At 43.8% G+C, this 14,597-nt stretch carries 13 protein-coding genes; all 13 read right to left on the bottom strand.

The genetic code is table 11. The features are described from left to right. Positions 1-41: 41 nt before the first annotated feature. The 13 genes from dnaI to CHX35_RS09535 all read right to left on the bottom strand — a co-directional run bounded on the left by dnaI (position 42) and on the right by CHX35_RS09535 (position 14,492). A complete protein-coding gene (gene dnaI, locus CHX35_RS09595; protein ID WP_091836952.1) occupies positions 42-974 on the bottom strand; it encodes a primosomal protein DnaI in 933 nt (310 codons plus the stop codon). After that, complete coding sequence (locus tag CHX35_RS09590) at positions 974-2,497, bottom strand: replication initiation and membrane attachment family protein (RefSeq protein ID WP_176392005.1); 1,524 nt, start codon at positions 2,495-2,497, stop codon at positions 974-976. The genes dnaI and CHX35_RS09590 overlap by 1 nt, the downstream gene beginning before the upstream one ends. A 132-nt stretch (positions 2,498-2,629) precedes the next feature. Next, the gene (nrdR, locus tag CHX35_RS09585; protein WP_091836949.1) at positions 2,630-3,085 is read right to left on the bottom strand and encodes a transcriptional regulator NrdR; all 456 of its coding nucleotides are present in this window, start codon (positions 3,083-3,085) and stop codon (positions 2,630-2,632) included. 171 nt (positions 3,086-3,256) lie between these two features. Continuing rightward, complete coding sequence (locus CHX35_RS09580; protein WP_091836948.1) at positions 3,257-4,498, bottom strand: hypothetical protein; 1,242 nt, start codon at positions 4,496-4,498, stop codon at positions 3,257-3,259. Between the two features lie 181 nt (positions 4,499-4,679). Then, the gene (locus tag CHX35_RS09575; RefSeq protein ID WP_091836946.1) at positions 4,680-5,945 is read right to left on the bottom strand and encodes an LPXTG cell wall anchor domain-containing protein; all 1,266 of its coding nucleotides are present in this window, start codon (positions 5,943-5,945) and stop codon (positions 4,680-4,682) included. A gap of 590 nt (positions 5,946-6,535) precedes the next feature. Then, positions 6,536-7,576, bottom strand: coding sequence for a glyceraldehyde-3-phosphate dehydrogenase (locus CHX35_RS09570; protein WP_091837089.1), 1,041 nt, complete (start codon positions 7,574-7,576; stop codon positions 6,536-6,538). Between the two features lie 207 nt (positions 7,577-7,783). Further along, on the bottom strand, positions 7,784-8,419 hold the full coding sequence (locus tag CHX35_RS09565) for a lytic transglycosylase domain-containing protein (RefSeq protein ID WP_091836944.1): 636 nt from the start codon (positions 8,417-8,419) through the stop codon (positions 7,784-7,786). After that, positions 8,380-8,988, bottom strand: a complete 609-nt coding sequence (gene coaE / locus CHX35_RS09560; protein ID WP_091836943.1) for a dephospho-CoA kinase — start codon at positions 8,986-8,988, stop codon at positions 8,380-8,382. Before coaE ends, CHX35_RS09565 begins: the two co-directional genes overlap by 40 nt. Before the next feature lie 29 nt (positions 8,989-9,017). Continuing rightward, positions 9,018-9,674 (bottom strand): sporulation membrane protein YtaF, encoded by a 657-nt coding sequence (gene ytaF / locus CHX35_RS09555; RefSeq protein WP_245838728.1) that lies wholly within the window; start codon positions 9,672-9,674, stop codon positions 9,018-9,020. 84 nt (positions 9,675-9,758) lie between these two features. After that, a complete protein-coding gene (gene mutM / locus CHX35_RS09550) occupies positions 9,759-10,583 on the bottom strand; it encodes a DNA-formamidopyrimidine glycosylase (RefSeq protein WP_091836940.1) in 825 nt (274 codons plus the stop codon). A 22-nt stretch (positions 10,584-10,605) separates the two neighbouring features. Continuing rightward, complete coding sequence (polA, locus tag CHX35_RS09545; protein WP_091836938.1) at positions 10,606-13,254, bottom strand: DNA polymerase I; 2,649 nt, start codon at positions 13,252-13,254, stop codon at positions 10,606-10,608. A gap of 223 nt (positions 13,255-13,477) precedes the next feature. Continuing rightward, positions 13,478-13,870: a DoxX family protein gene (locus tag CHX35_RS09540; RefSeq protein ID WP_245838725.1), complete on the bottom strand. Its 393-nt coding sequence runs from the start codon at positions 13,868-13,870 to the stop codon at positions 13,478-13,480. A gap of 421 nt (positions 13,871-14,291) precedes the next feature. Beyond that, on the bottom strand, positions 14,292-14,492 hold the full coding sequence (locus tag CHX35_RS09535) for a heavy-metal-associated domain-containing protein (protein WP_091836936.1): 201 nt from the start codon (positions 14,490-14,492) through the stop codon (positions 14,292-14,294). Between the last annotated feature and the right edge of the window lie 105 nt (positions 14,493-14,597).

Here is a 14,597-nt window from a genome sequence, read left to right as displayed (position 1 = left end):
AATGCAAGCGGTTATTTACTTTTTTTATTCTTTTTCTTTATTTATCCCTGTTCTCGCCAATTAGGTCCTTCTACACAGTACGCATCCATACATGGCCGAATCCGCTCCATCAATCGCTTTGCCTTCATTCGTTCTGCTCCACCTTTATCGGAATAGGCAAAGTGATCCTCCAATTCATCTAAATCCAAGTTGGAAGTAATCACTGTCGGTAGTTTTTCCGTCATTCGATATTGCAAGACGGCGCCAATAATCTCATCACGTGTCCAAGGCGTTAGGGTTTCAGCACCAAGATCGTCCATGATAAGCACCGTCGCCTTTTTTAAGGCGTCCAATTTTTCTTGGATCATGCCATCGCGGATGGATTCTTTAATTTCCCTTAAAAAGTCGGGAACATAAACCATGAGGGAATCCACATCATGATTGACTAATTCCTGCGCCATCGCCCCTGCAATCCGACTTTTCCCTACGCCAAAGGTACCGTATAAGTAAAGCCCACGCTCGGGTTGTTTTTCAGCAAATTGGCGACAAAACTTGATCGCCGCACTAATCGCTGGAATTCGGGTTTTGTGAGGCGTAATGGATGAGAAAGTAGCCGTCAAAATATCCGTTGGGATATGATGGCTTTTAATCAACCGTTTTCGATCCTTCTCTTTTTCCTTGGCTACTAATTTTGCACAGGGCGTTAAACGAAGTTCAAGATAACCACCATAAAGCGCTAACTCAGGTTGATGGCCTTGCATCAAGTTCGGACATTGATCAAGCCCCGGGCATTGATCACAATGCCCCCGTTCGTTAACCAGCTGATGCAGTGCACCCATTGAGCGGCGATACACCGCGTCAGGCACCTCTGGATGTTCCATCTGAAAAGCTCGTACTTCTCTTGCCGCAAAGAGCTTTTGCAGTTGCTGTTCTGGGTTTGCCCGGCGATTTAGTTTTTCTCGAATAGGAGAGACGACTTTACCGATCCGTTCCATTATGCATTCCCCTTCTGCTTATCCCTTTCAGCAAAACTTTGCTCCATTTTTTCAATCTCCGCTTGCAATTGAGCCGCCGCTTCCGGATCGACTTCCCACACTTGTGCTGAGGAAGAGGACGTTTGTTTTTGTTTCTGAGAGCGAGCGATTGCCTTAGGCAGTTTTTCTTCGGCCATCCGCCTTTTCTTCCAAGGGCTAGTCGTGCCCTGACGGCGTTTATTTTCTCCGTTATTTCGCTTGTTCCACTCCCAGTTTAGCTCCTTACGCACCATTTCTCGGGCATCTTCTACGGTATCGATATTTTTTCGTTGCCAATGACCTGCGATCTTTTCCACCAACGGTCGAGGAAGTTTATAGTCATAAGTATAAAGAACATATTCCAAAAGAACATTGATCACGCCATTTGTTAATCCATATTGACTTGCCAGGTCTTCCACCAACTCCAGATCCGATCGAGGGATTTGCTTGCCCTTCTGGAAATGGGACAATAGCTTAATCGGTGACAATTGATTCAAGGCACGAAAATGACGTTCCTCCTCCTCAGTCTGTCCCGAAGCTTTTTGCTCTTTTTTTGTCGTCTCTTCTTTTTCTTGTGGCAAAGGTACCGATCCAGGAGGTTCAGGTTGCTCGACGGTCATCGAAGACAATTGTTTGCGCCCGATAACGACAGGGGCACTCCCAAACCGCATCCGATATTGACTTCGTACAAAAGAGCGAAAACGCGGGATATCAATCCGTCCCCCTTGGGTCACATAAGGGTTTTGTAAAGCTTTAATGAGATCCCAATCATCGAGTTGATATAAAAAACGAATCTCCCTCAGGCAGTTTTCGACAGCTACCGTCCAAGCCCCATCATCCAAACGATCCGCTAATCGCGATCGCACCATCGTCAAGTCATCTTCTTCTCGATTAAAGGCGGGACGGCGACCCTCGATACTTTCCTGCTCTTCTGCAGGACGTAAGAAGGCGTGTTCTTGATTCAGTTCTGTCGCAGATGCAATCTCTGTAGGGGATAGGGAGCCAAAGACTTCACCAAAGGATTTGGTTACCTCGACCCCCTGCTTATCGTTGTTTAACGAAGGCGATAATAAATCGTTCCGTAATAATTGAAAACCTTCTTTTCCAATTCGATTGTATAACGCTACGCTTAAGACATCACTTTGAAAAAAACGCAGGGGGGTTAAAGGAGGGATCAGTTCATATTTTAAGACACGCTTACCATTTTCAGTGTAACGGTAGGTATTGAGTAGACCCACCCCTTCTAATAGATAGCGTGCCTCGACGACTTCTTCCAATGAGAGGCTGAGTCCCTTCATCAGATCAAGATGATTCATCAGCCGGGAAGTGCCAGCCTGATGAAGTGGTAAGTAACAATAATAGGTTGTATATAAACTAGTCGCCTGCGTACCAATAATGGGTTGATAGAGGCGTGTCAATGCGATCATATCGGCAATTGAAAGCGGACGGCAACTTCGAACACTCCAGCCATCCTGCGGTGTACAATCTCTCCAAGTCATTGACATCATCATGCCCCCACTCCGGTCGAAAGTTGGATTCCCATTGTACCAAGAGTGGCCTTGATGGACAAACCCTGAATTTCCCCATAAGATCATGGAATGACCCATACAAGGGATGAAATCACTGGATATCGACAATCAGGACCGATTCAACAGTTCTTCCAGTTCTTTCACAAACATATTGATATCTTGAAATTGCCGATATACAGAAACAAAACGAATGTACGCAACTTCATCCACATCAAGTAACCGTTCCATCACCATACTCCCAATCTCACGGGTAGGCACTTCTGACTCATTACGCTCTTGTAAAGAACGCTGTACCTCATCCACCAACTTTTCTAACCGTTCCATCGGAACGGATCGTTTCTCACATGCCCGAATTAATCCCCGTAGCAATTTTTCTCGTTTGAACTCTTCACGACTACCATCTTTTTTAATGACAATTAATGGCTTCTCCTCTACCATTTCAAAGGTGGTAAATCGTCGTTCACAACCTTCGCATTGTCTTCGACGGCGAATGGATTTCCCTTCATGAGCAGGACGCGAATCTAACACACGGCTCCCCATGGAATAACAAAACGGGCACTTCATCCTTCATTCCTCCTGCATTGTACTTCCTTCCGGATCCTCGTTAATTGTCTCCTAAATATAACACATTTGTTCTCCCTATGTCCGAAAGATAGGAAATTGTCTCCAGGAAAACAACCATCCGCTGTCTAAGAACAGCGGATGGTTGTTTTCCATTATTTCATGCACTTACCCTTATGAAGGCCTCCGCTTTAAAAACAAAAGACCAGAAGCGACAAGCAAACCACTTAGCAAGATATACATCGGCAAGCTGGATGCTGTATTCGGCATTTTTCCACCTTGTTCAATCTTTTTCACATTCTGATCCATTTTGCTAGGGGGATGCTCATCGGTGGACTTTCCACCCTGATCGTTATGATATAGGGTAACTGTACCGTCTTTCTCAACGGTAAGTAATTGTTGATCTTCCCACTCTAGATTCTCTCCATCATATCCATCTACATTCCCATCGAATCTAACTTGCACAAGATACTTTCCTGGTTTTAGATTTAATTGATGGGAAAATCGAAGACCTTTCTGGACTTGGGTCGTGTAATGATAATAATCGTCACCGTCATCATCGAAACCATTATTCCTTGTCTCTACATCAACGTACCATTTACCTTCTGCTTTTTTGGCATCGATCAATTCCGCACTCAAGGTCTGCTTGCTATCGATGTTAAGTTTTACTGAAGACATAGGGAAAGAGAAGGTAAACTCTTTAGTTAAATTCGTTTTCTTTCCATCGACTTCACCATTAAAGGAAACACGAACATCGTGTGTACCTGGCTTTTTCACCCAGAAACTCTCCGTTACCGATAATCCAGCATTCTCCTGGTGAATACTTTCAGCTTCACCTTTACCTATAAATTGAATCTTCCATGTACCCTTTGCTTTCTTTGAATAATCAATATCGCCCTTTTCGTCAACAATATCCGACTGTAAATAAGCGTAATACTTTCCACCTTGGGTATAGGTCTGGGTATTGAAGCGAAGACCCATCTCCTGTGCTTGTTTTATATCCTGCTGATCCTCCGCTTCCTCGCTGTCATCAGCCGGCTTGCCACCTTCTTGATCCTTGGCTTCACCATTGGTGAATGATTCTTCTTCACCGGTAGCTTTTGTTATATTCACTTCTTTATTTTGTACTAAATATTGCTCCTTTCCATCAATTTTGCCCTTAAAAGTAACGTTTAACTGATGTTTCCCATTGGACAGGCCTTTAAAGGTAACCTCTCCGTTATTACTTTCTTGCTTGAGATCTCCGATGGTAAAGGTATACTGTCCATCATCCATCGTCTCACCTATTACAGACGCTTTGACTGCCAATTCACCTGCGGTTTGCACAGAAGTAATCCCAAGGATCGATGTTTCCTCCGCAGAAGCAACTCCAGGAGCGACTAAACTCCATAAAAGCGCCATCGCTGTGAATACCATGAACCAACCTCTTCGCAAATTGTCCACCTCATCTTTTTCTTTTTCTCGGGTTGCTTAAAAAGTGTCCCCATATACTTATTTCGCAACAGGTCTTCATTTTAGTGTCACTTTTTCGAAATGATTTCAAAAAAAAAAACAACGACCGCATCAGTAGCGGTCGTTGTCATCCATTATTTTGCGCTTAATCTTGTGCAGGTTTCCGTTTCAAAAGCAGTAGCCCTGCAGCTAACAGCACGCCACCTAGCAAGGTGAACATCGGTAAGTCTGATGCGGTTTTTGGCATCTTTCCACCCTGTTTGATGTCCTTCACAATCTTATCCATTTTTTCACTTGTCGTTCCACCAGCTGTTTTTCCACCCTCACCGTCATTGTCAACGGTTACGGTACCATCTTTCTTGATTGTAATTTCAATACTGTTAAACAGTCCTCCATCATATCCGTCCACACTGCCTTCAAAACCCGCCCAAACCCAATATTTTCCAGGTTTTAGATCTTTCAACTTATGAGAGAATCGAAGACCCTTTTTTACATCGGACTCATAATCATAGTAAACATCTTCAGAATCCATTGACTCAACAACAACAAACCAGCTACCTTCTGCTTCTTTCGCATTGGTTAATTGTGCACCCAATGTATCCTTACCATCAAAGTTCAGTTTTATCGAAGCCTTTGGGAAAGAAAAGGTAAATACTTCAGCCAAGTTTACTTTCTTACCATCCACTTTCCCTTTAAAGGAAACACGTACATCGTGTGTACCTGGATGTTCCACGATGAAACCTTCCGTTACTCTTAAACCGGAATCCGTCACTTCCTTGTAGACACTTTCGGCTTGTCCTTTAAATTTAATCTTCCAAGTACCCTTTACCTGCTTTGCATCAATGAGATTAAAATCACCATCAATAATTGCAGATTGTACTTCCACATAATTATCGTAAATCTCAGGGTAGAAGCCAAGGCTCATTTCTTGGGGTTTCTTTTCATCTTGATCCTTTTTATCACCCGGCTTGGTCGCATCTTCGCCGTCTTTTTTATCGCCTTTTTTATCGTCGGCTTTGGTGCCATCTTCATTCCCAGCTGCCGGCTCATCCGCTTTTGGTTGTTCATCAGTCGTAGCCGTAATAGCTACATCAACTTTGTTAGCTAATTCTTTCTCCTGACCATCGACTTTGCCTTTAAAGGTAACATCCAACTGATGCTTGCCGTTGGATAGTCCTTTAAAAGAAACTTCTCCGTTTTCGCTTTCTTTCTTGTCTTCCCCAATAGTAAATGTATAATGCCCCTCTTCAACCTTTTCACCGGACACGGATGCCTTTACTGCCAATTCATCCGCCTTTTGTTCAGTTGTAACACTCAGTACAGGATCTCCATCAGCTGAAACGACTCCAGGAGCGACTAAACTCCATAAAAGCGCCATCGCTGTTAAGACTACGAACCAACCTCTTCGCAAATTGTCCACCTCATCTTTTTCTTTTTCTCGGGTTGCTTAAAAAGTGTCCCCATATACTTATTTCGCAACAGGTCTTCATTTTAGTGTCACTTTTCGTAATATAATTTTCCGTCATTCTGGCTCCTCTCAAAAAACCGTAGTCAATTTTATATATTTAGGTTAATTTTCACTAAATAAAATCCCTCTTTTTCCCTACAAAGCAAAAGGTTGTCTACCCATTAGATCCATGAATTCATCTCCTTTCCATGCAGAAAGGGAGTGGTTAGGGGAATAGGATCGTTGCCATCAAGGGGGCACCCATTGTCAAACAAACCCCTTTAGAAAGGGGTTTGTTTGACAATCATTTAAGAGATGCATTGATTTCTACTTTCTTATCATCAATACGATGATGTCCAACCACATGTTCTCACCAATAGGGTATTATTTTTCCATTAAAGACTTGTTTGGTATTTTATGTAATTTTAAATTTTTAATAAATGAATGTAGTTTTTATTTTTATTTTTTGTTTATTTTTTATAAAAAAAAACGAGTGGCAGCCCTGCTGCCACTCGTTTTTTTATGTGCATGTGGACACCAAGGAGCCCTTAAAATTACACAGGAATTTGCTCCTTCATGACCTTACCTACTAAAAAAGGTTCGCCTACCTTTTTTACAAGGTCGACCACGCGACAAGAATAACCCCACTCATTATCATACCAAGCAAGCACTTTCACTTGACGCTCCCCAACTACCATCGTGGTTAAAGCATCGACAATAGTAGAATGAGTGTTCCCATTAAAATCAGAGGATACCAATGGATCTTCACAGTATTGGATAATCCCCTTCATGTTGGTTGTTGCAGCTTTTTGTAAAGCCCCATTAACTTCTTCTGCAGTCACCATCGTATTTAAATCAACAACCAGATCCACCACGGAGACATTGGGAGTCGGTACCCGTAGGGACAATCCGTTTAGTTTACCAGCTAATTCCGGAAACACTTCACCCATGGCAGTGGCAGCACCTGTCTTGGTGGGAATAATCGATTGTGCACAGGCCCGCGCACGGCGAAGGTCCTTATGTGGGTTGTCCAAATTTTTCTGATCGTTCGTGTAGGAGTGGACCGTCGTCATTAATCCCTGTTCAATGCCAAACTCTTCATGCAGTACCTTTACTAAAGGTGCAAGGCAGTTTGTTGTACAACTGGCATTGGAGATAATATGATGCTTCTCATGATCGTATGCGCTTTCATTCACACCCATGACAATCATGACATCTTCATTTTTACCTGGAGCGGTAATGACTACTTTTTGTGCTCCGGCTTGCAAATGGAGCCCAGCTCCTTCACGATCTCGAAATTTCCCTGTGGCTTCAACAACGATATCAATATTAAGGTCAGCCCAAGGAAGTTTTGCTGGATCTCGTTCGGAAATTAGTTGAACAAGGTGACCGTTTACATTTAATTGACCATTTTCTGCTTTAATTTCATCATCAACGATCCCATGGATCGTATCATATTTAACAAGATGCGCTAAGGTTTCAGCGGGGTAGCTAGCATTGACTGCCACCACTTCTATATCCTGTTCTTGGATCGCCTTTCTGAATACCATCCGCCCGATGCGGCCAAACCCATTAATTGCAATACGTAGCGACATAAGATACCCCTTCCTGATCATCATATGATCCATACCAGTTCCTCTCCTATTATAAACAGTATGTCACATATTGCAATGTGTTGTGTTGAAATGCCTTACTCTTGACAAGGTTTCTTTCCACAAAAAAAATCAGGGAAGACCCGTATCCCTGATTTTTTTATCGTTCTCCAAGCAATATGTAAATGTTGAAATTGTCTCAATAAAAGTTTACTCAGGACGCGTATAAAAATTGCGTTTCTTTGTAAGATGCGCATAAATGGCACGGTATTTTTCTTTATAGTAGAACACCCGCTGAATATAATGACGCGTTTCACCAAAGGGAATCCTTTTCACTTCTTTTCGCGTTCCATTCCACCGCCCTTGCCTCATCCATTTGTGAACATTGCCAGGACCTGCATTGTAAGCTGCGATTGCCGCAACTTCATTCCCTTTATACTCTCGAGTCAAGGCAGCAATATACCAAGCACCCATATGAATATTGATGGCTGGATCATGCACATAATCCTTAAAAGCCGGTGAAAACTTTCCACGATCCACCACCAAATCCACCGTTTCTGGCGTCAGCTGCATCAAACCCTGTGCTCCTGCCCGCGAGCGCACCTTGGGATCAAATTTACTTTCAACGCGAATAATTGCCATGACTAAGAAGGGATCGGCCCCGGTTGTTTCGGCACTATTTAAAATATCGTCTTCATATCGGATCGGATACATCCAGCGATTAAATAATGGCGTTGCTAGGACTAAGAATGCTAACAGAATGATTACAGCGATACCCATCTTCTTTTTTGAAGGTAGCGAATCAATTACCGGACGAATCCATTGTCGCGCACCCATGTTTCCCATAAGACATCAACCTGTCTTTCTGTGTCCGCCATTGTTCCCGAGTTATCAATAATCACATCAGCGAATTTCTTTTTTTCTTCAATCGGCATTTGCGCTTGTATCATCTTTAAGGCTTGTTCTTCACTAATTCCTTCCCGCGCGACCAACCGCTGTAATTGTAGCGACTCAGGAACAACCACCACAATCACTTGATCCACCAGAGAAGCCAGTCCTTCTTCAATGAGTAGGGGAATATCAAGCACAGCCATTCTCCCTGGCTTACTTTCTATCTTGTCCCGCATCGATTTCATCCGATGCAAAATGAGCGGATGGAGAAGTTGGTTTAAATCTTTACGAGCCCGCTCGTCATGAAAGATCACTTTTCGCAGAGCCAAACGATCTAATTCCCCTGAGGAAGTAAAAAGATGATTACCAAATCGCTCTCGAACCCTTCTACTCCCTTCAGTACCTGGCTCTACTACTTCCCTTGCCACTTGATCTGCATCGATAATATGTCCACCACGACTCGCAATCATCTTTGCTACGGTACTTTTTCCTGTTGCAATGCCACCCGTTAATCCAATTGACACAATAGACACCCTCCATTGGATCCTTCCACTTAGAAAAACCGCAAGATTCCCATCAAAATTAACAATATTCCTGGCACATACGCCCCCGCGGAGAAAAACGTTTTTCCTGGGAAACGAAAACCGATCATCATTCCCCCCGCTAAAAAGAGCACACTCATTAAAGCAATGGCGCCCGCCGCAGTCCAAGGTGAAAACCCAAGCAACGCTGCTCCTAACCCAACACCAAATGCATCGAGTGAAAGGGCAATCCCAAGCCAAAGGGCTTCTTTCGCATTAATCACACCCGAGTCGTCCCGGTCGGCAGTAATCGGCGATTTTAAAATTTGGATCACAAGACCCAAACTTCGTAGTTCAAAGGAAACGATATGAGTACGTTCAAGGGTCGATTCCTTCTTTAATTGTTGAGATGGTGATGGTTGACTATGTTTTACTTGCATTAAGGTATATAACCCCATCACAACTAAAATCAAAGCACCAGCTACCGAGGTCACTCGCGGAGGAATCCACATGGCTCCGAAACGCCCCAATTGCATCGATAGCCCTGCTACTCCACCTGAACAACATCCAATAATTAAAATGGACATCCATGGTATCCGTATCCGCCTTAGACCATAAGTAATGCCCACTCCAAAGCCATCTAAACTAACTGCCATGGCTAACAATAGGTGAAAAAAGACGGCCCCCACCAGCCACCCCTCCATTCGACAGGAAATTGAATACCCTATCTTATTTCCGGGCAAATGTTGATGTGACCGATCCAATTGTTCAGGTTAACGTTGACAAGTCTTACAAAAATGAGTGCCTCGCCCTGCGAGAACGATCTTTTGAATGGGATTGCCACACTGATGACAGGCTTCTCCCTTTCTTCCATACACCTTAATTTGTAATTGAAACATCCCCATCTCACCATGGCCATCCACATAGGATCGCACCGAGGAACCTCCCGCTTTAACAGCATTGGCAAGAACGGTACGAATACTCGTGTAAAGGCGTTGTATCTCATCCATACTTAATGTCTCCACAAGGCGCTCAGGAAGAATCGAAGCAGTATACAATGCCTCGTCCACATAGATATTGCCCAGCCCACTCAAAAATGCCTGATTTAACAAGAGCGCCTTCACATTGGTCCGTCTCCCGCTTAACGCGCGTTGAAATCCATCCAGAGTAAAATCTTCTGAAAGGGGTTCAGGACCCAACTTTACCAATGGGGGGAGGTGTAAATCTTCCCCCATTGGATATAGGTGCATCGTTCCAAATTGACGCACATCTTTATAACGTAGCTCCGTTCCATCGGAAAAGGAAAAACGAACATGTGTATGTTTTTCGATGGGATCGGTTTTCTCAGCAAGACAATATCGACCTTCCATTCGTAGATGGGACACTAAGACGTGGGTATCTAAGAAAAATCGCAAAAATTTTCCCCGCCGTCCGACATCATGAATGGTCTGGCCCTTTAGCATCGCTTGAAAAAGGGCAGGCGATGGTGGCTCCTGAATAATCCGGGGCAAGCTCACCACCACCTCTTCAATCGTCTTACCCTTAGTTAACGCTTGTAACGTCTTTTTGACGGTCTCTACCTCGGGTAACTCTGGCACTTCTCTCTCTCCCAATCATCATTTATTTTGCATCATACCAAGTTTTTCCCGCATCCACATCCACTCTGAGCGGGACTGTTAATTCCACCGCATCTTCCATGACGCGACGCACAACCTCTGTCAATTTTTCCAATTCCTCTTCAGGAGCCTCAAAGATCAATTCATCATGGACTTGTAGAAGCATCACCGCCGATAGATGAGCCTCATCCAAGGCACTTTTCATCTCGACCATCGCTTTTTTAATAATGTCCGCTGCCGACCCTTGAATGGGTGTATTCATTGCCGTTCGCTCCGCAAAACTACGACGATTAAAATTAGGAGAGTTGATATCCGGAAGATAGCGACGACGATCCAGCATCGTCGTTACATATCCATCCTGCTTCGCCTTCTTCACAATATCATCCATATACTTGCGCACCCCTGGATAACTCTCCAAATATCGTTCGATAAATTCCCCGGCTTCCTTGCGCGTGATGTTGAGATTCTGTGATAGGCCATAATCACTGATTCCGTATACGATCCCAAAGTTGACCGCTTTGGCGTGCCGACGCATCTCAGGGGTGACATCATCAGCCTCTACATCAAATACATCCATCGCCGTTTTTGTATGAATGTCCATATTGGAATGGAAAGCCTCGATCAAATTCTCATCCCCTGACAAATGAGCCAGTACCCGTAACTCAATCTGGGAATAGTCCGCTGCTAACAGTAGCCAATTTTCTTGTGAAGGAATAAAGACTTTACGAATCCTTCTTCCCTCTTCCATACGGATCGGGATGTTTTGTAGGTTTGGATCCGTACTAGAGAGCCGACCCGTTGCGGCAATTGCCTGTTGAAAACGGGTATGAATCTTCCCATCGTCCTCAGAACGCTCTTTCATCAAGCCTTCCACATAGGTGGAGATCAGCTTGGATACCTGTCGATAGTGCAGGATTTCCTCTACAATCTCATGTTGGGGTGCTAACTTTTCCAACACATCCGCACTCGTGGAATATCCCGTCTTCGTTTTTTTCAAAACGGGTAGCCCCAATCGATCAAAGAGGATCTCCCCCAATTGTTTTGGGGAGTTAATATTAAACTCCGTGCCAGCCAGGTCAAAGATATTGGAAGTCAGCTCCTTCAAGCGAGAAGACAACTCTTTGCCAAGCTCTTGAAGCCCTTCTTTATCAACCTTTACCCCTTGCCACTCCATTTCTGCGAGTACGTGGCTAACTGGCAATTCCACCTGAAAAAAGAGCGAAGAAAGCCCTGTATTTTCGAGCTCCTCTTCTAAGATGGACTGTAACTTGACCATGGCTTCGGTTTTTCGAGTAAGATGAACAGCCAGTTCCTCTCCCTCTAACTGACGCCGTTTGGCTCCTTTCCCATATACATCCTCATCTGCGGGCAAGGAAGCATCCAGCTTTCTCGTAACGATATCCGATAACTCATGACCTGATTCTGAAGGGTTGATCAGATAAGAGGCCAACATGACATCAAAGGAGATCCCCGTTGCCAATAGTCCATATCGTCTTAACGCTACATGGGCTCCTTTTCCATCGTAAGCACACTTCTCTTTCTTCGGATCCGCTAGCCAATTCTTAAAGGCTTCCCATTTTTGAGCCACTGAGATCGGAATATAAAGGTGATTCTCTTCACTGGAAAGAGCCAGTGCCAATACTTCGGCACGGTGATAATTTGGATGATTCATTTCTACAAATAGAGAAAGCTGATCTTCATCAAATAAGGAATCCCACTTAGCAAAATTCTCCTCGGTAATATGATGAATGGTTAGGTCTTTCGCTTGTGTAGAAACAGGTAGCTCTTCATCCGCTGAACTTATCCGCTGGAGAAGGGTCTTAAACTCCAATTGTTTAAATAACGGGGCCACTTTTGCTGAATCAAAGGAATGATATTCAAGATCCGAAAGGTCAAAATCGAGGGGAGTCTCGCATAAAATTGTCGCCAACTGCTTACTCATCTTTGCTTGTTCCTGATGTTCTGCGACGCGTTCCTTCAATTTTTTTCCGGGAAGTTTATCAATATGGGCCAATACTTCTTCCACGGAACCATATTCGTGCAGTAATTTAAGTGCGGTTTTTTCACCTACACCTGGAACTCCAGGGATATTATCAGAGGAATCTCCCATTAGCCCCTTCAAATCAATAATCTGTTTGGGTGTTAATCCATAACGTTGATCGATTTCAGCAATATCATAACGCTGGGCATCCGATACGCCTTTTTTCGTCATCAGAACCGTGACGTACTCCGTGACCAACTGGAGAAGATCCTTATCCCCTGTAACAATGGTGGTCTTCATTTTTTGTTGATCACCTTGACAAGCCATCGTCCCGATAATATCGTCGGCTTCATATCCATCAAGCTCATGATGGCGAATCCCCATGGTATCTAAGATCTTCTTGATCAAAGGAAATTGTTCGGAAAGCTCACTCGGAGTCTTGTCCCGTTTCCCTTTATACTCTTCGTAATCGGAATGCCGAAAGGTCACCCGTCCTGCATCAAAGGCAACCAATACATGGGTGGGTTTCTCTTCTTCCAATACCTTCATCAACATCATTGTGAAACCATAAGCGGCATTGGTATACGTACCTTGTTGATTCGTTAACAACGGCAGCGCATAAAATGCACGAAAAGCAATACTGTTCCCATCAATTAAAACTAATTTATCCATGGAAGCCTCCATCCGTAAGCTCGGGCTTTACCCGTATTCATCCATTTGTGCGTTCAATGACGTTAACTATCATTTTATCATGATGACACGCCCCACTCCACTACAGCACCATTACAAACACATCACGATGAAAAAACGGGTGGTATACCCCATCAAAGAGGGTATACCACCCGCAACCGAAACCTCCATACAGAAAGGAGATTGATTGTACTATTTTAGTTGACTACATCACTTGTTTTTCGGAAGGGTGATCAAGTCCAGCTTGGTTCAAAGGCTTTCTATAATTACCGATCACCAACAGGGCGATGAGTGTGGCTCCAGGCATAATCGCTTGGATGGCATCGCCTTTCATCAGGATGGAGACAATGGCTCCAACCATAATCACACTTAACAGTGCAACGCCATAACGGGCAACTTTACGGAACAACAAGGCAGCCCCTCCAATGACTTCAAGGGCCCCAATAACGAGGCGGAACCAGTCAGGGTAGCCTAATTTATGAAAGCCTTTAACAGCCGTCTCCACTCCCAATAATTTCATCACACCGGATTGTAAGAAAAGCAACGCAACCAAAATGAGGCCAATCCAGCCCACTACCTTCCATCCCTTGCTCACCATAACCACACTCCTTTTCACCCACAAGGATAGTTGTTGATAAACCCAACACCAGAAATGCACCACAAAAACACTCGCAAAACACTTGTTCGCAATTATCATACCATAATAAGTTGGTGATTTGTTTAAATTATTTTAAAAAAACAAAAAATGTTCAGGGTATAAAACAAGCTTCCACGTATTCTGTATCATATTATTCAGGGATGCATCGTCTCAATAAATAAAATTATATTTTTTTGCAATTAATTATATGAGGAAAAAGGGGGCAAGTGAGAAGTGAACAGGAAGGACTTAGCGATTCGAAGAAATCAAATTGAAGAGGCAGGATCCGTTCTATCTAACAACCTTTGCGAATCCCACTTCTTTAGCCTTTATGAAGATAGGGGTCAGGAAATCCGCCTTCCCCCTATTGCTTACAATCATATTACATCACTTCATACCCTTGCCCTGCAATCACTTGATTAATCTCTTCAAGGGAGAGCGTCGTCTCATCAAAAGCAACTTCCACACTGCCTGTGGTTAGATCGACCCGCCCTTCCACTCCTATACTCGCTAGGGCCTCTTGCAAGTGTTGAATACTCTCTTCCCCTTGTAATCCAGTTACCACAAATTTCGCTTGTCGCACACCATCACCTCATTCAAAGAATCCCTTCATAATCATTTCCTTATCCACACACCTTTTTCCTACTTCAGAGAAAAGAAACCGCCATAAAAGGCGGTGTGAGAAAGA

The sequence above is a fragment of the Marininema halotolerans genome (genome assembly GCF_900116235.1).
In the GTDB taxonomy this organism is placed as follows: domain Bacteria; phylum Bacillota; class Bacilli; order Thermoactinomycetales; family DSM-45169; genus Marininema; species Marininema halotolerans.
This window is presented reverse-complemented; position numbering and strand designations above follow the sequence as displayed.